This is a genomic window from Bacillus sp. SH5-2 (genome assembly GCF_008368905.1).
GTDB lineage: Bacteria > Bacillota > Bacilli > Bacillales > Bacillaceae_G > Bacillus_A > Bacillus_A luti.
Genome location: NZ_QOSD01000021.1, coordinates 62,541 through 80,851, shown reverse-complemented (window position 1 = coordinate 80,851; position 18,311 = coordinate 62,541). Strand labels below are relative to the sequence as shown.

General features: G+C 34.1%; 14 protein-coding genes and 1 pseudogene. 8 read left to right on the top strand and 7 right to left on the bottom strand.

The features are described 5' to 3' along the window. Positions 1-19 precede the first annotated feature (19 nt). The 4 genes and pseudogenes from lrgB to msrB all read left to right on the top strand — a co-directional run bounded on the left by lrgB (position 20) and on the right by msrB (position 3,136). Positions 20-712, top strand: coding sequence for an antiholin-like protein LrgB (gene lrgB, locus DN410_RS19155; RefSeq protein ID WP_149177656.1), 693 nt, complete (start codon positions 20-22; stop codon positions 710-712). 322 nt (positions 713-1,034) lie between these two features. After that, positions 1,035-2,069 (top strand): AI-2E family transporter, encoded by a 1,035-nt coding sequence (locus DN410_RS19150; protein ID WP_149177655.1) that lies wholly within the window; start codon positions 1,035-1,037, stop codon positions 2,067-2,069. A 101-nt stretch (positions 2,070-2,170) separates the two neighbouring features. After that, positions 2,171-2,638: pseudogene (gene msrA, locus DN410_RS28810) on the top strand (peptide-methionine (S)-S-oxide reductase MsrA); the annotation flags it as partial. Positions 2,639-2,683: 45 nt separating this feature from the next. Continuing rightward, positions 2,684-3,136, top strand: a complete 453-nt coding sequence (gene msrB, locus DN410_RS28805) for a peptide-methionine (R)-S-oxide reductase MsrB (protein WP_370456824.1) — start codon at positions 2,684-2,686, stop codon at positions 3,134-3,136. A gap of 28 nt (positions 3,137-3,164) precedes the next feature. Here msrB and DN410_RS19140 read toward each other — a convergent pair whose 3' ends face one another. After that, positions 3,165-6,281, bottom strand: a complete 3,117-nt coding sequence (locus DN410_RS19140; RefSeq protein ID WP_149177653.1) for an efflux RND transporter permease subunit — start codon at positions 6,279-6,281, stop codon at positions 3,165-3,167. 193 nt (positions 6,282-6,474) lie between these two features. On the opposite strand from DN410_RS19140, the gene DN410_RS19135 reads away from it, so the two are divergent. Next, a complete protein-coding gene (locus DN410_RS19135; protein ID WP_149177652.1) occupies positions 6,475-7,347 on the top strand; it encodes a TetR/AcrR family transcriptional regulator in 873 nt (290 codons plus the stop codon). A 30-nt stretch (positions 7,348-7,377) separates the two neighbouring features. On the opposite strand, the gene DN410_RS19130 is transcribed toward DN410_RS19135, so the two are convergent. Continuing rightward, positions 7,378-8,349 (bottom strand): glycosyltransferase family 2 protein, encoded by a 972-nt coding sequence (locus DN410_RS19130; protein ID WP_149177651.1) that lies wholly within the window; start codon positions 8,347-8,349, stop codon positions 7,378-7,380. 36 nt (positions 8,350-8,385) lie between these two features. After that, positions 8,386-8,769 carry a GtrA family protein gene (locus DN410_RS19125; protein WP_149177650.1) on the bottom strand — a complete coding sequence of 128 codons (384 nt, stop codon included), beginning with the start codon at positions 8,767-8,769 and terminating at the stop codon, positions 8,386-8,388. Between the two features lie 451 nt (positions 8,770-9,220). Between DN410_RS19125 and DN410_RS19120 the strand changes: the two genes are divergently transcribed. Further along, positions 9,221-10,681, top strand: a complete 1,461-nt coding sequence (locus DN410_RS19120; protein WP_149177649.1) for an ArnT family glycosyltransferase — start codon at positions 9,221-9,223, stop codon at positions 10,679-10,681. Positions 10,682-10,745: 64 nt separating this feature from the next. Here DN410_RS19120 and DN410_RS19115 read toward each other — a convergent pair whose 3' ends face one another. Both DN410_RS19115 and DN410_RS19110 read right to left on the bottom strand, forming a co-directional pair. Then, a complete protein-coding gene (locus tag DN410_RS19115; protein WP_149177648.1) occupies positions 10,746-12,203 on the bottom strand; it encodes a glycosyltransferase family 39 protein in 1,458 nt (485 codons plus the stop codon). A 94-nt stretch (positions 12,204-12,297) separates the two neighbouring features. Continuing rightward, positions 12,298-13,890, bottom strand: coding sequence for an ABC-F family ATP-binding cassette domain-containing protein (locus DN410_RS19110; RefSeq protein WP_149177647.1), 1,593 nt, complete (start codon positions 13,888-13,890; stop codon positions 12,298-12,300). Between the two features lie 131 nt (positions 13,891-14,021). Here DN410_RS19110 and DN410_RS19105 point away from each other — a divergent pair, with 131 nt between their 5' ends. Beyond that, positions 14,022-14,594 carry a TetR/AcrR family transcriptional regulator gene (locus DN410_RS19105; protein ID WP_149177646.1) on the top strand — a complete coding sequence of 191 codons (573 nt, stop codon included), beginning with the start codon at positions 14,022-14,024 and terminating at the stop codon, positions 14,592-14,594. A 59-nt stretch (positions 14,595-14,653) separates the two neighbouring features. Continuing rightward, on the top strand, positions 14,654-15,592 hold the full coding sequence (locus DN410_RS19100) for an SDR family NAD(P)-dependent oxidoreductase (RefSeq protein WP_149177645.1): 939 nt from the start codon (positions 14,654-14,656) through the stop codon (positions 15,590-15,592). A gap of 110 nt (positions 15,593-15,702) precedes the next feature. Here DN410_RS19100 and DN410_RS19095 read toward each other — a convergent pair whose 3' ends face one another. Together DN410_RS19095 and DN410_RS19090 are read right to left on the bottom strand one after the other, a co-directional pair. After that, positions 15,703-17,124 carry a flippase gene (locus DN410_RS19095; RefSeq protein WP_149177644.1) on the bottom strand — a complete coding sequence of 474 codons (1,422 nt, stop codon included), beginning with the start codon at positions 17,122-17,124 and terminating at the stop codon, positions 15,703-15,705. A gap of 92 nt (positions 17,125-17,216) precedes the next feature. Further along, on the bottom strand, positions 17,217-18,197 hold the full coding sequence (locus tag DN410_RS19090) for a glycosyltransferase family 2 protein (RefSeq protein ID WP_149177643.1): 981 nt from the start codon (positions 18,195-18,197) through the stop codon (positions 17,217-17,219). Between the last annotated feature and the right edge of the window lie 114 nt (positions 18,198-18,311).

The following is an 18,311-nucleotide window of genomic DNA, read 5'->3' as shown; positions in this document are numbered from 1 at the left end:
TGGTTAGGAGGTAATGAACATGACAAGTATAATGACTCCATATTTCGGAATCGTCGTTTCATTAATCGCATACGGAATCGGAACATTATTATTTAAGCATTCAAAAGGGTTCTTCCTATTTACGCCATTATTCGTAGCGATGGTATTAGGAATTGTCTTTCTGAAGGTAGGTAACTTTACTTTTGAAGAATATAATACTGGTGGGAAAATGATCAGTTTCTTCTTAGAACCAGCAACAATTGCATTTGCAATTCCATTATATAAACAAGTGGATAAGTTAAAAAAATATTGGTGGCAAATTTTATCAGCTATCGTGGTTGGATCTATTTGTTCAGTAATTGTCGTGTTCATTGTTGCCAAAGCAATTGGTTTAGATACAGCAGTAATGAATTCAATGTTACCACAAGCAGCAACAACAGCCATTGCATTACCAATTTCTGAGAGTATTGGTGGTATTCCAGCCATTACCTCATTTGCAGTTATTTTTAACGCAGTTATCGTATACGCATTAGGAGCGTTATTCTTAAAAACATTTAGAGTGAAACATCCAATTGCAAAAGGTCTAGCACTTGGAACAGCAGGTCACGCATTAGGAGTTGCAGTAGGAATTGAAATGGGTGAAGTAGAGGCAGCAATGGCTAGTATTGCTGTAACAGTAGTTGGGGTTGTGACAGTAGTTGTCATACCGATGTTCATGCCATTCATTGGATAGTAAAAACTTACTTAAAAAATGAGAAAAGCAAGCTATTTGTAGGACGGATTTCTACTGATAGCTTGCTTTTTATGTTACAGTAGTGGTAAGACCTATTAGAATACAAGTTTCCTTAAATCTTCATTAATACTCTGGATAATACGTGTTGAATTAGGTCATTGTATTGTAAAATAAGAAGTAAGCTATTATATGGTCTGGTAAGTGATACGTATACTAAGCTTATAAGAATTTTAATATGAATGAATAATTAAAGGTAGAAAAGAGAGATACATCTACTTATTAACGTTTTACTTTATAGGACAGGAGAGAGTACTCGTCGATTATGCAAATAAAAAACCTGTTTCAAAGCAAAGGATTTCAGAGGTTACTCGTATTAGTAATACTTGCTCTTGTATTATACGGGCTGCAAAGTATGTTGAATTTAATATTAATTACGTTTATTCTTACGTATTTAATGGATCGATTCCAAAAGTTTATTTCCCGCAAATTAGATCACTTTATGCCCATTAATCGAAAACTTATTATAGCATTTCTATATGTAATGCTAATTGGTGGAATTGCTATTACACTATTTAAATATTTACCAGTATTAACGATACAAATTTCACAATTGATTTATCAATTTAACGTATTTTTAAGAAACCCACCGGATAGTGAATTAATTAAGTATGCAGTTAATGCTGTCAATCATATGGAACTTTCTAAATATATAGGACAAGGCGTAGACATTTTGTATAAATCTATTACGAATGTTGGGAAATTTGGCCTTCAAGTTTTACTTTCTTTAATTTTAAGTTTGTTTTTCTTACTGGAAAAGGCTCGTATCGTTGCTTTTACTGCAAAATTTAAAGAAAGCAGACTTGCAATTTTCTATACTGAAATTGAATACTTCGGTAAGAAATTTGCACGTTCATTTGGAAAGGTAATTGAAGCGCAGTTTTTAATTGCGGTTGTGAATTGTGTGTTATCTGTTATTGCATTATGGATATTAGGCTTCCCGCAGTTATTAGGCTTAGCGTTAATGATCTTCTTACTTGGTTTAATTCCAGTAGCTGGGGTTATCATTTCATTATTCCCGCTTTGTATGATTGCTTACAATATCGGCGGCATTATGTATGTTGTTTATATTTTAATTATCGTAACAGTCATTCATGCGCTTGAAAGTTACGTGTTGAATCCGAAGTTTATGTCGAAAAAAACAAACTTACCGATTTTCTATACGTTTATGGTATTAATCTTCTCAGAACACTTCTTAGGTGTATGGGGATTAATTATCGGTATTCCAATCTTCATTTTCTTATTAGATGTCTTAGATGTGACAAGTGATGAAATGGAGAAGGAAGTTGGGAAAAAATAAAGTGAAGAAAAGAAAAAGCATCGATGTTCGATGCTTTTTCTTTTATAACATGATGTTTCTTATGCCATACTGTAAGAAGAATATAGAATAGGGGTGAAATAATGGCTGTAAATGAAAAGGTAGAGTTAGCTACATTTGCTGGAGGGTGCTTCTGGTGTATGGTTTCGCCATTTGAAGAGATGGAAGGAATTATAAAGGTTGTTTCTGGCTATACAGGTGGTCATAAAGAAAATCCAACATATAAAGAAGTATGTTCAGAAACGACGGGACATTACGAGGCAGTACAAATTACATTTGATGCAAATAAAATGCCGTATGAAGAGTTATTAAATATATATTGGAGACAAATTGATCCGACTGATATTGGAGGGCAATTCCACGATCGCGGGCAGTCTTATGAAACAGTGATTTTTTATCACGATGAAGAACAGCATAGAAAAGCAGAAGCATCAAAAGAAGAGCTCGAGAAGAGTGGGCGTTTTTCAAAGCCGATTGCGACGAGAATCTTGCCAGCTGCTACGTTTTATCCAGCTGAAGAATATCATCAAGGATATCATAAGAAAAATACATTCCGCTATGAGTTATATCGTAAAGGGTCGGGGCGAGATGCGTTTATTAAGCAACATTGGCCAAAGGATAATGCTCATTTAAAAGAAAGACTCAACGAGATGCAGTTTTATGTAACACAAGAGAATGGTACCGAACCACCATTTCGAAATGAGTATTGGAACCATCAAGAGGAAGGCCTTTATGTAGACATCGTTTCAGGTGAACCGTTGTTTACTTCTATAGATAAATTCGATAGTGGATGTGGATGGCCTAGTTTTACAAAGCCAGTTATGGCAGCAAGTTTGAAAGAAAAAATGGATGTAAGTCATAATATGACTCGTACGGAAGTGAGAAGTAAAGAAGGAGATTCCCATCTTGGGCATGTATTTCCAGATGGTCCAGGACCAAATGGTCTTCGTTATTGCATTAATTCAGCAGCCCTTCGATTTATCCCAAAAGGGAAGTTAGAGAAAGAAGGATACGGTGATTTCTTAATCTTGTTTGGGAATAAAAAATAACCTCGCAGTTAGCGAGGTTATTTTTTTGTTATTTTACTTTTTTCTTTTTGAACTTGCTTAACACTTCATAAACGATTGGAACAATAAGGAGTGTTAATAATGTTGAACTTGTTAATCCACCAATTACTGTTACACCAAGTCCTTTAGAAATTAAGCCACTACCTTCAAATCCTAATGCAAGCGGGATAAGAGCACCGATTGTTGCAATTGCAGTCATTAAAATTGGGCGAAGGCGTGTTGCACCAGCTTCTAATAAAGCTTCACGTGTTGATAGACCTTCATTTTCTTTATGAATAACACGGTCGATAAGCACGATTGCGTTTGTTACAACGATACCGATTAACATAAGGGCACCGATCATTGCGGAGACACTTAACGTTTCACCAGAGATTAATAAGGCAACAAGAGCTCCAATGATTGTGAATGGTAGCGAGAATAAAATTGCGAATGGTGCAAGGGCACCGCCAAATGTAACGACAAGAACGAAGTATACAATGGCAATCGCAGCTAACATCGCTAAGCCAAGTTGCTTGAATGATTCTTCAATATCTTTTGTAACACCGCCCATAGAAACATCTACGCCGGAAGGAAGATCCATTTTATCTACTTCTTTTTGAACCGCGGCAGATGCTTTTGAAACGTCATCAGATGTTAGTTTTGCACTTACTTCCGCATAAACACGGCCATCGCGGTGTTTCACTGTATTCGAAGTTTCCCCTTCTTTTACAGTCATCACATCTTTCACAGCCACTTCATTACCAAGTGGCGTTGTAATTTTACGATTTGTTAAGTCATCGATTGTTTCATAATTTTGCTTTTCGGCTTCTACATATACATTGACATCTTTACCGTCTTTTTTAATTGTTGTCAGAACAGGGCGATCATGTTGATTAGAAAGTCCCATTCCGATTTGTGCAGCCGTTAGACCCATTTTGCTTAGTTTTTCTTGATCTGCGACTAAAGTGTACTCTGCATATGTTTTTGCAATACTAGAGTCTATATCCTTTAAGTCTTTATTTTTCTTCATGATATTTTGAATATCTTTTACGACAGGCTTAATGTCTTCCGAGCTATCTCCGTAAACGTATAGTTTTATTTCATTACTACCACCACTTGCTCCGAAGTCTTGGTTTTTCCATTCGCCTTTTCCAGACATCTTCTGTAAATCTTTAACGACTTGTTCTTTCTCTTTTTCGAAATTTTTCGTGTCGTTATCATATTGTACGAAGAACATTGCTTGGTTTGATTGACCAGGACTCATTGGGTTTTCGCCACCTAATGAGAATTGAATTGTTCTGACGTCCTTATTATCTTGGAAGTGCTTCTCAGCTTTCGTTGCGATTTTTTCAACGTCTTCTAACGTTTGACCTGGTTCAGGGTTGTACGTTGCAATGATCATTTTTTCTTCTTCAGATGGTAAGAAACTTACACCGATAACTGGAACAAGTGCAAGGCTACCAACTAAGAGAAGGACAGCAATACTTGATGTAATAATTTTGTGATTTAAAGCCCATGCAAGTATGCGTTTATAAATATTTGCTAATTTACTTGGTTTTTCTTCATGATGTACTTCTTTTTCCCTCATGCTCTCTTTTTTAAATAAAGAGTGAGCTAGCATCGGTACGATTGTAACTGCTACTAGTAATGATGCTAATAAAGCGAAGACGATAGTTAAGGCGAATGGTAAGAACATTTCACCAATCATACCTTTTACTAGTCCAAGCGGTAAAAATACAGCAATTGTTACAATGGTAGAAGACATAATCGGGATAAACATTTCTTTCGTAGCTTCACGAATTAAATCTTTTCCGCGCAACTTCTCTTCTGATAACGACATACGTCGGTAAATATTTTCAATAACAACAATGGAGTCATCCACAACGCGCCCGATAGCGACCGTCATTGCTCCGAGCGTCATAATGTTAAGCGTAATATCCATTTGCTTTATGACTAATACAGCAATTAATAAAGAAAGTGGTATGGAAACGACAGAGATTAATGTTGTTCGGATATTTCGTAGGAACAACATAATAATAACAATCGCAAAGATAGCACCAAAAATGGCTTTACTTAGCATTGTTTCTACTGATTTCTCAATAGGTGCACCTTGGTCGAATGTTGAAATAATCTCTAAGTCTTTATATTTTTTCTCAAGTTCTTTTACTTCATCTTTAACTGCATTTACAACATCAACTGTGTTCGCATCAGCAGCTTTTACAATTTGAATTCCAATTGCTTCTTTTCCATTTGTTCGAGAAATAGATTCCGCTTTTCCGACTTCTTTAATGTCAGCAATTTCGTCTAATGTAACTGTCGGAATCCCGTTCATAGCCGCTGGATTCATTTGCGGCACTTGTGTACCAGCTCCAGCATTTTGACTACCTTGACCACTTGCTGATGAAGGAACAGCAGGGATTTTTAATTCTTTTAATGCTTTAATTGTTGTAATATTCCCATCTACAACAACTGATTTTTCTGTGTCTTTAAATGTATATAAGCCAAGTGGTAAAGATATATCCGATCCTTTAATTATATTTTTTACAGTATCTTCACTTAAACCTAATTCTTTCATCTTATCTTTTTTGAAGACAAGTTGTACTTCATCTACTTGTTGACCTGAAATTTGAACAGATGCGACCCCATCAAGTCCTTTTAATCCTGGAACAACATTTTTTTCTACATTTTCAGTTAAGGTAGCTAAAGATTCATTTTTACTGGCTACGCTTAATGAAATAACAGGAAAGGCATTGAAGTTTACACGTGAAACTTTCGGGTCCTTTACGCCTTCTGGCAGTTTCACATTTGCGAGAGCTTCTTTTATTTCTGTTTCAGCCTTTTCCATATTTTTATCAAAATCATATTCTACCTGAATAGAAGATGCATTTTGAAAAGATGATGAACTAACAACGTTTACACCACTTAAATTTTGCAGTTGCTCTTCCATCGGTTTTGAAACTTTATCAGCTACTTCTTCTGGTGTAGCACCAGGATAAACCGTGGTTACTGTTACAACAGGTGTTGTAATATCAGGAATTGTTTCCAGCTTCATATTCAGCCCAGAATAAATACCTGCAATGGTAACGATAATGGTTAGTAGCCAAACTGCGAACTTATTTTTTAACGAAAAATTAATAATTTTGTTCATGTTTGCGCTCCCTTTGTATTATATTGACCAACTGGTCAGTCTAATACATAATATAACTGACTGATTGGTCAGACGTCAATGAAAAGGGATGGTATAATAAAGTGAAACTTTAATCAGTGGGAATTTACGATCTGTAAATAGTGAGATGTATTATTTATTTAAGATGCGAGATTAAATTTAGGAGAGACAGGATATGAAAGAAAAAGAGCGCTTAATTATAGAGATGGCTATGAAGTTATTTGCGACTAAGGGTGTAAATGCGACATCAGTGCAGGAAATTGTGACAGCTTGTGGCATATCTAAGGGAGCCTTTTATTTATACTTTAAATCGAAAGAGGAACTTTTATTAGCGACACTTCGATATTACTATGACAAGATTCAAAACAAAATGATGGATATTGAAAAAGAGCCGTTATTGCCACGTGAAAAATTTGCAAAACAATTGCATTGCCAGTTTAATGATATACAGAAGCATAAGGAATTCATTATTATGCATGCAAGGGAAAATGCTATTCCTTTTAATAAAGAAGTAGAAGAATTTATGATGCGAATGAAGTTAGAGTCTCACGCATTCTATCGGAATAGTTTACTGTCTATTTATGGTGATAAGGTTATGCCATATGTATTAGATTTAGTCATTATGGTAGAAGGTATATGCCGTGGATATTTAGAACTAATTATTTTACAAGCACCAGAAATAGACTTATCTTATGTCTCTGCTTTTATTTTGAAAAGAGTGGATCATTTAGTAGATGGATTGGTAGAATCTTCAGAAGAACCCGTATTACATGAAGAAAGGCTTGGAGAATTTCTTTGTAAATCAGAGCTTATTAAGGAGCAGGTTAAGGAACATTTTTTAAAAGAAATTATTGTGTTTAAACGTACATTAGCTGATCAATTAGAAGATGATGGATTACTTGTTACGCTAGATGTTTTGGAGGCGGAAATGAGATTGCAAAATCCAAGGATTCCAGTTATTCAGGGGATGCTGTCTAATTTAGATATATATCCAAATTTAAAAGAATTTCGCTTGCGGCTTATGGGATATTACAATATAAAAAGGTAACAATGATTGTTTTCATTGTTACCTTTTTTATTATACATTCACTGTTTCTTTTTTCTGCGCTGTCTCTTCTTCTTCAATGTTAATTGTTTCTTTCACAATATAAATCGGACGGTTTTTACTTTCGTCATAAATACGAGCGATATACTGACCGACGATTCCAAGACCAAGTAACTGAATACCGCTAAAGAATGTAATAGCGACCATAATGGATGCCCAACCTGTTTGAGTACCATCACCGATGATTTTCACAGTAATTGTATATAGCAATACGATTATGGAAATGAGAACTGATAATAAGCCTAATGACATAACGATGCGTAACGGCTTTGTCGAAAATGCAATAATGCCATCTGATGCAAATTTAATCATTTTCTTTAATGGATATTTTGTTTCGCCAGCAAAGCGCTCATCACGCTCATATTCAACATATGTTTGGCGGAAGCCAACCCAAGACATCATACCGCGGATGAAGCGATTTCGCTCCGTCATTTGATTGAAAACATCAGCTATTTTGCGATCGATGATTCGGAAATCACCAGTGTCTTTTGGGATATCGATATCAGACATGTAGTTTAAGAATTTATAGAAATATTTAGCTGTTAAAAGTTTAAACCAAGTTTCACCTTTACGTTGTTTACGTTTTGCATAAACAACTTCATATCCTTCTTCCCATTTTGCAATAAGTTCAGGAATCACTTCTGGTGGATCTTGTAAGTCTGCATCTATAATTACAATAGCATCACCTTTTGCAGCAGCAATACCAGCTGTAACGGCTACTTGGTGTCCAAAGTTACGTGCGAAATTAACGATTTTTGTACGGTAATCATTTGCTGCAATCTCAGATAAAATTTCCATTGTACGGTCTGTACTACCGTCGTTTACAAAGACAAATTCGTAATTAATATCATTTTGAAGCATAACGGACTTTAAACGATTATAACATTCCTGTGCTACTTCTTCCTCGAAGTACATAGGAACTACAACCGAAATTAATTTTTGCATGTTGTATCCTCCGTATTTTTAATAAGTCGTTCAAATTTAATTAGTAGCCTTTTCATCTTGGTTGAATGTCCAAATTTTATTAAGGACAAAATTTATAACCATTCCGACACCAATTGCGAAAATCTGTGCAATTAATGCATTAAAGGTAAGTTTATCTACTAATATAAATAAACATAATGTATTAAAAGCCAATACAATTAAATTTACAGTTAGAAATTTAAAGAACATTGACGAGCTTTTATTATTAGGTTTAAACACCCAATTTTTATTCCAATAGTAGCTATTGGCAACACCAATTAAATAGGCAATGGTATTCGCAATAAGGTAGTTCATTCCGAATTTTAATAATATCCAAAAGCTAATAATTGTAATGAGTGTATTAAAGATTCCTACTAAACCGAACTTTAAGAGTTTCTCCATAATAGTATCCTCTTCTTTATAAAATATATAAATAAAATAAGAAATGTAGAAAGGCTATTCTTACATAACAAATACTTATTATAGCATATTTTGTGCTGAAACGTTAATGAAATTGAGTAGCTTAAATCTTGTGTGAATTTAAACTTGCGTGACATTTAATTGGACAGATTAGTTATATAGATGCTTGTACTTTCTAAAATTAAACATGGTGTGTCTATTCATACAATGTTTAATGCCATCGTGAAAATAGAAATATTATCATGATTCATGTATAGTGGTGTGTGATACGGTTTATCGGTTAGTGTTGAGGATTGCTTGAATCCGTATATAGATTATAGTGAAAATAAGAATGTTTTTGGTTTTCATGTATAATTGATTAGTTATAAAGTGCTCCAGCTTTATACAGTATATACCGGTGTTTTTGTACCAATGTTTAAAGGAGTAGATAGTATTGAAATTATTTTTAAAAGGGTTATCGACCCTCTCTACACGTGCAGTGTACATGTTATATGTCTTTTTTGCCTCGATATTAATTTTTAATTATTTTTCGGATACGCAAAAATACAATTACACAATGATAGTAACGGGGGTCGTACTTTTATGTACAATTGGGTCCTATATCCTTAGAAAAGGTTCTTTATATCTAGAGAAATTCAACGAGAAAAAATGTTTTTTTGTGTTAGTAATTATTTGCTTAGCAGTTAAATTAACATGGGTTCTTACATACGAAATTCAGCCGTTGGTTGATTACGCTACCTTTTATTATACTGCAGTAGCATTAAGTAAAGAATTTGTTATTGATAATAATTACATAGCGTTATTTCCACATATTTTTGGTTACGCCTCATTTTTAAGTATTTTCTTAAAAATATTTGGAGAAAGTTATATGGTAGCTCCTATTGTAAATGTTGTTTTAACTACCATATCAATGGGATTAATATATATTATATCTAGAAAAATTGGTGGAGTTAGAACAGCAATAACAGCAAGTATTTTATGGATAGCATTGCCTTCACAAACGATTTATAACATGTTTGCACTGTCAGAGCCATTGTATTGTACAATACTGCTATTGATTTGGACAGTTATGATAATTGTTCATGAGAAGATTCATAATATAAACATAAAAAAATTACTTGTTTATTCGATTTTATTAGCAGCACTATTTGCATTAATGAATATGGTACGACCAATTGCAGCTGTTCCAATTATTGCTTTAGTCGTATGGTTATTTATTATTAACACGAAGCACATAGGAAATAAAAAAATATTATTAAACAAGGTAATATATATAGGAGCTATCGTTGCTGGATATATTATTTTTTCTTCGGCGATTAATCAGTATATAACATTACGTTTAGGTGAAGAGATAGCATCAACACCAGGCTATAATATTTATGTAGGATTTAACCAAGAAAACGCCGGAAAATGGAACATGCCAGATGCAGAATTATTGTTTGAGTACAGTAATAAACCAGGGTGGACTGCTAATGATGCTCAACAAAAAATGATAGAAGAGGCGAAAAATAGAATACAAAATGATAATATCGATTTTGTGAAATTATTTTCGGATAAATTCTTCGTCTTTTTAAGTGAAGATAGTGCAGCAGTTTCTTACGCCGAGCCTGCGCTAGACAATGTAGTAAGATACACCGTGGCATCTAATATTTTTTATTACTTCTTAATTGTGACTTCAATATTAGGTGTGTTAATAATGATAAAAAATAAAGATAAATCTATCCTATTTATGATTTGTTTATTTACAATAGGGTTAACAATGGCGCAGTTATTAGTAGAAGTGGCGTCAAGATATCATTATGCGGCTACAGTATCTATGGTGATTTTGTCTGCCTTTTGTATAAATTATGCTTATAATAAAAAAGAGAATATAGATATAAATAAAAAGGCATGATTTCGGTATTGCACCGGGCTCATGCCTTTTTATTTCGTTGTGATCATTAAATCATCATTGTATTTTATATTTTTGAGGTTTTTCTGTTCGATATAAATTGATAGCATAAATATAGACCGTAGCTTTGAATAATCGTAAAGCTAGGAATGATGAAGTATCGATATCTTGTTTGGTATTCGATTAAGAAATGAACAGTTATGTAACCAATTATCAATAATAAAAATAGTGTATAATGCGTATTATTTTGCTTAGTCAATATGAGATAAAGAAGTGCTACTGTGCTCAGGAGCATAGCTGTAATATACATATACTTTTCATATTTCGTAAGACTGTCCTTTAAAGCAATCATATCACTGTCTGTGTCCCCTAGTGTCAGTAAACTCCATAATGGGGCGGAGTCGTAATCTGCCCACATGAGCGTGAACTTATCACCAAATAAAGATAAAACCTTTTGTGGATCAGCTAGTCGCTCTTGAATCAGTTTTTTTTCAGCGGCTTTGCGTTCTTCACCGATTTCAAAGGACATAATATATTCTGCATCTGCTGCAGAATATCCCCCTTTTGTTTCGTGATTAAACCCTACTGTAAATTTCCAGAGAGGATCACGATTAGATAGTGGGTATTGTGTAATTCCAGCAGATATAAATGAATAACTTATAATGTAATGTACAAGGTAAAATACAAAGAAAATTCCACAAAGTTTTTTAATGGAATTGAAAATATCTTGTTTTGATTTTCCTAATATACCTTGTAAAAAGACATAAATGGTCACTGCAATTAGGATGATAGCTCCAAGCGGGCGCATGATATCGCCTAAAGAAAGCGAAATTCCTATGAAAATCCACATATATTTATGGCTTAAGCCTTTTGTAATTAATAAATAAAACCCAAGATAAAATAAGAAGGTCGCAAGATGTTGATTTGTTAGGACTGAGCTCAATACGATACTTGGGATATATATTGCATATAGTAAACCAGCCATACGTCCAGACCACTCATTAAATATATGAGAAGTTATTTTGTAAACGAGGAATGTTGTTCCCGTGCAATATAATACATTTAAGAACTTTAGGAGGAAGGTTCCTTCACCAAAGAAATTAATAATTAAAGCTTGGTACATTGTAAATCCAAGTTGGTAAACCCACGAAGTATAATACGTGCTTTGGGCAAAACTAAAATCTCCTTTAGTTGCTTGCACAGCACCATTGTACATCATGGCAAAATCTGATTCGACAGGAGTTTGTACATTGAGGACCCAGATTAATCGAATAGAGAAAGCTAAAACGATAAGCGAAATAGTAAATGTTAGTTTTGACATATATTTGTTGGAAATATAGCCGATTAATAAAAATAGAAGCCCTATTAGAATAATAATTGGGACTATAATAAGTAAACGAGTGTTAGCTTGTTCTCTAACTACGTATACTGATTGCCATGTAATAGCTGCAGAAATAATGAGACATAGCACTAACAAGGACTTCACACAAAATGTATTGAGTTTTAGAAAAAATGAACTTTGCATTATAATTAAAAACTCCTTATTGAATTTTATTGCTATTTCAAAGGTAAATCCCTTTACACACTAAGTGATGGTGTAAAGGGATGATTTCAGGTGATTAAGAATTTTCTTGGGCCCACGTTTCTACATCCCAAACTTTAGTTACCCAATCTTTATAAAATTCTGGTTCGTGACATACAAGGAGGATTGTTCCTTTATATGCTTTCATTGCTTTTTGTAATTCTTCCTTTGCTGTAACATCAAGGTGGTTTGTTGGCTCATCAAAGAGTAACCAGTTACTTTCTTCACCCATTAGTTTACATAAGCGAACTTTTGCTTGTTCGCCACCACTTAATTGGTTCAGTGGACGGGAGATATGTTCGTTTTTTAAACCACATTTCGCTAGCATTGCACGAACTTGATGTTGGTCTAAGCTAGGGAATGTATTCCAAACATCATCAATTGGCGTAATATTATCAGCCTTCACTTCTTGCTCGAAGTATGATGGGTTTAAGAAATCACCAAGACTTGTTTTTCCGCTTAATGGTTTAATCTTACCTAAAATCGTCTTTAATAGTGTTGACTTACCGACACCATTACATCCAACAATTGCAATTTTTTCACCACGTTCAATTGTCATTGTTAACTTTGGTAATAGCGGATGTGTATATCCAATCTCTACATTTTCTCCTTCGAAGACGAATCGACTACTCGCACGACTTTCCTTAAATGAGAACTCAGGTTTAATAGCTGTTTCAGGACGATCGATACGTTCCATACGATCAAGTTGTTTTTGACGACTCTTTGCACGACCTGTCGTTGAGTAACGAGCTTTATTTTTCGCAATAAAATCTTCTTGCTTTTTAATAAATTCTCGTTGCTTTTCATAAGCGTTTATATGTTGGTTTTTATTCATTTCCGCTAGCTCTAGGAATTTTTCATATGTCGCTGTATAACGCGTCATTTTTGTGAATTCAAGATGGAAAATAATATCAACACATTTATTCATAAATTCCGTATCATGGGAAATTAATAGGAATGCGTGTGGATATTCTTTTAAATAATTTGTTAACCAATGAATATGTTCAACATCTAAATAGTTGGTAGGCTCATCTAATAGTAATACTTCGGGTTGCTCAAGTAACAATTTTGCAAGTAATACTTTTGTACGCTGTCCGCCGCTCAATGCAGAAACATCACGATCTAATCCAATTGCATCAATTCCAAGACCACGCGCTGCTTCTTCAATTTTTATATCTAATAAATAGAAACCGCCTGCTTCAAGAGCATCTTGTATTTCTGCCATTTGCTCAAGAAGTTCTTCTAATTCTTCCGGTGTAGCAGTTCCCATTTTTTCTGTAACTTCATTTAAAGCTTTTTCTTTTTCAAATAAGGGTAAGAATGCATCTGCTAATACATCACGAATTGTTCGACCAGGTGTTAAAATTGTATGCTGATCTAAGTAACCGTAATTTGTACCAGGTGTCCATTCTACACGACCTTCATCATGGATAAGTTGTCCAGTAATAATATTCATAAATGTTGATTTACCAACACCGTTTGCACCAACTAAACCAACGTGCTCTCCTGCTAGTAAACGCATAGATACATCTTTAAATAGTGTTCGATCACCAAATGTATGTCCTAGTTTTTCGACTGTTAATAAGCTCATAATATCCTCCGTCCAATTTGAAATAGTATCTTGAATCATGATACTAAATTCTCTCGTATAATGCTATCATTTCAAAAATGGATATTTTTAAAAGTAAGGTATTGCATTGTTTTGGAAAAAACATATAATATAATTGAACAGTGGTTAATTATTTTGTGAGGTATAAGAAAATGTCGCCAAGAAGAGCAGTCAAACAAGAATTAACAAGAGAAATGATTATGAACGTAGCAAGGGATTTATTTGTACAGCAAGGATATCAACACACTTCAATGCGTAAAATTGCGACAGAACTAGGGTATAGCCATGGTTCAATTTACTACCATTTTAAAAATAAAGCTGAACTTTTTTATGCGATGGTAGAACAAGACTTTCAATTGTTAAATGAAAAGTTAGATGAAATTAGCAAAAGAAGTTTATCTCCAGAAGAGCAGTTAAAAGAAGTCTTGTTTGGCTTTATAGAATTTGGTTTGGAAAATCAAAGCCATTATGAAATTATGTTTTTAATTAAAGATAGCGAGTTAAAGGAATGTTTAGCGGACAGTCCGAATGTTAGTTATGAAAAATTTGCAAAGGTTATTTTTTCTTTATGTAATAAAAAAATAGATACAATGACGATATGGTCTGTCTTTTTATCATTACATGGGTTTGTGGCACATTATTGCGGAAGTGGACAAACATTTGACGAGTTAAAAGGATTAGCTCGAGTGCATGTAGAGTTTATTTCGAAATCGCTTCTAATGTAAGTGGTTTTCTTTTTGTAATTAATTGAACAGTGGTTAATTAATTGAAGGAGGGAATTATGATGAAAAAAGCGTTAGTACTGGGAGCATCTGGAGCAATGGGATATGCGATTACAAAGGAATTATGTAATCGAGGAATTGATGTGATTGCTTTTGCGAGAAATAAGGGGAAGCTGGAGAATTTATTTCAAGGAGAAGAACATATACAAACAGTAGCAGGGGATGTACTTGTAAAGACAGATATAATGGACGCAGCGAAAGGGGTGGATGTGATATTTCACGCTGTTAATATTCCATATTCAGATTGGGAAGAGAAACAGCCTAAATTGTTAAGAAACATATTAGAAGTAACAAAAGAAAATAATATGAAGTTAGGGATCGTTGATAACATTTATGCATATGGAAGGCAAGTTCAAGAGCTTGTTAAAGAAGATGCTGAAAAGGAACCACATACGAAGAAGGGGAAAATTCGATTACAACTCGGAATGATGGCAGAGCAGAGTGGCGCCAAAATGTTTATCGCTCATTTTCCTGATTTTTACGGTCCACAGGCAGAAAGCACACTCATTCATCATACTTTAAATGGAGTACTTGCAAATAAAGGATCTAGTTTTGTTGGAGATAAGAAGATTGCACGTGAGTACATTTTTACGCCAGATGGCGCGAAAGCGATGGTAGAGTTAGCGTTACATGAGGAAGCTTATGGGCAACATTGGAATATACCAGGTTGTGGCGTTATTACAGGAGAAGAAATGATTCAATATATACGTGAATTAACGGGATATACAAAACGTGTTATGACTGTAAAAAGAGGTATGATAAAGTTAATTGGCTTATTTGATAAGCAGATGAAAGAATATGTTGAAATGCTATATTTGACAGAAAAACCAGTTGTATTAAGTGGAGAGAAATATGAAAAGTATATAGGCATTTTACCTAAAACTTCATATTATGAGGGATTAAAAGAAACCATTATATATATGAATAATAATAGTAAATAAAAAGCGGATTTCTTTCTCAAATTGATGAGAAAGAAATCCGCTTTTATCTCGCTATTTGCGGGATGATAATCAGTAGAGATGGACAAAACCCATACTGATTAAGTTTTATTTTATGCTATGTTCTTACCGAGCTTTTTATTTACTAAGTCTAAAAGTAACCCGCGTATTTGTGGGTCAATGGCAAGACCGATAAGACCGTACAATATACCAGTAAGTGTTAAAGCTACTAGTGGGGGCAAATGAATTAATACTGTGCGGTATAGGGCGTAACTAATTATAAATGCGAGACTATTAAATATGATTCCTTTAAATAATAGCCCGAAACCTTTACGGACAAATAAAGTGAATCCAACTAATAAAGTAAGTTCAGTAATGATAGCTGCCACAGCAGCTCCCATCATTCCAAATTTGCTACCTAAGATGATGTAACTTATGATGGCAACAGCCAATCCAATTCCCATTATTGTCGCACGTTTCCACTGTTGTCCAATTGTTGTTAAGTTATCAGCGAGTGGATAGTTGATAGATTGTAAAATGACCATAAAGGCTAAAATTGCAAGAGCATTACCAGCTGGTGCATAGTCGTCACCTAATAAAGTAACAATCCAAAAGCTAGGATCGGCGATAAATGGGATAGCAATTCCCATACCTAAAAAGGACATAAGTTTTAATTCGAACTGAGATAGCTTTCTATGTTCCACGATATTTTTTTCATTTCCGAAAGCGAATAATTTTGGATAAAATGCTGCTGCAATTACACCAGGTATTTGATAAAGTACGGCAGGTATTTTATAGGCAGCCCCAAAGAATCCAACTTGCTCATGTGTTGAAACTTTTTCTAATATAATAGGACCTAACTGTGGTAAAAGCATAATGATAATGCCATTGATTGTGAAAATAAGCAGTTGATCTAAAATTCCTTTGTCCCAGCCTTTATGAACTTTTGTATGGCGGAGTACCATTAAGAAGGCGATAATCCCTGTTACAAGGCTAGATATTCCGTACATGGCAGCGATCATCATAAGTGACCATTTAAATGACATTCCTAGCAGAAGAGCGGCTGCGGCTGTCACACCTTGTAGTACAGAAATAATCGCTGTAAATTGCATACGCTCTGTTACTTGGAAATATGCCATCCCAACACCTTGTAAAGTGGCTCCAAACATGGTTGGTAGTACGACCCAATATACCATGGCACGTAAGTAAGCATCAGTGTAGAAGAACTGAGCGAAAATAGCGAAGAGCACAGAAATTACGATAGCTAATACTAAACGAATACGTAAATAACTACTTATTAATACGCTAATGTTAGCGTCACTTCTCGTTCCTTCACGCATAAACGTATGTGTTAAACCTGCATCTGTAAAATAACAAATGACAGCGGAAACTGCTAATGCAACTGTAAACATCCCATACTCATCTGGTGAAACATATCTTGCAAAGAGAATCGTCGCAATAGCAAGTACAAATCGAACAGTAATATTTCCTACAAAGAGATAGGAGGCGTTTTTAAGAATTTTATTTGTTTTCATGGAAAAAGACCTTTCTATTCGTCAGGACATACTTGTCCTATTGGTAAATTTAATTTGTTTACGGAAAGAATGCTTAAAAGCATATTTTTTATTTAAGAAAACAGAAATTTAATGCGTACAAACCAAAGCATCGCATATAATTTTTTGCTGCGCTTTCCATTTTTTGAATAGATTTTGCGGCAATATTTCTTTATATCGCTTTTAATTAATCGAACTTTCGATTTATCTAATTTAGAGTTCTCTTTAATGTATATACAAGCATTGTTAATGACTGTATACGGAAATAGATAAGTTTCAAGGATTTCAATAAGCTCCGTAGAATCCTTCGTGATTAAGTCTTCTGATTTATTGTGAATCCAATTCTTCATTCGAGTAAATACTTCTAACTCTTTCGTTGTCTTTAATTCATAATCTTTATAATTTGAAGAAAGGTTCCCTCCTGATAGGATTCGATAATATGTTAAGTATTCATCGACATAACATACATTTGTTACACTCATTAATTTAAATAGAAATTCTAAGTCTTCTCCCCAGCTACATCCTGGTGTGAAACGAATATCATGGTCCATCACGATAGATTTTTTGAAAATCCAAGTACTCGTTTGTGCGAAAACTTGATGTGTTAAGAAATCTTTTGTCATATTTCCTTTAACAAAATTTGTCGTGTTTGCAACCTTTTCGCCAGTCTCTTCGTAGAAGTTCATATATCCACAATAGCAAGCATTCATATTATTTTTGTGCATGCTTTCCATTTGCTTTTCTATTTTTGTATGATGCCATAAATCATCACTATCAAGAAAAGAAATATATTCTCCGTTTGCGTTTTCAATTCCTGTATTACGAGCAACAGAAACGCCTTGATTTTCTTGTAAGATATATTTTATTTGTTCAGGGTGTCTTTTCTTGAGATTTTTAACGAGAGAAGATGATTGATCTTTACTTCCATCATCAACAACTACAATTTCAATATTTTTATATGTCTGATTTAGTATTGATTCCATCGTCTCTTCAATGTATTTTTCCGCATTATACAGCGGGATAATAACGGAAACGAGTTGTGTTTGTTCCATCATATAATTATTATCTCCTCAAATTTTTTATCTTGTACACTATATAGGCCTTTTGCAAGGAAGAAGATTACAAGAACATCTGTATAAGTTTACCGCATATAAACTTTGTAAATCAAC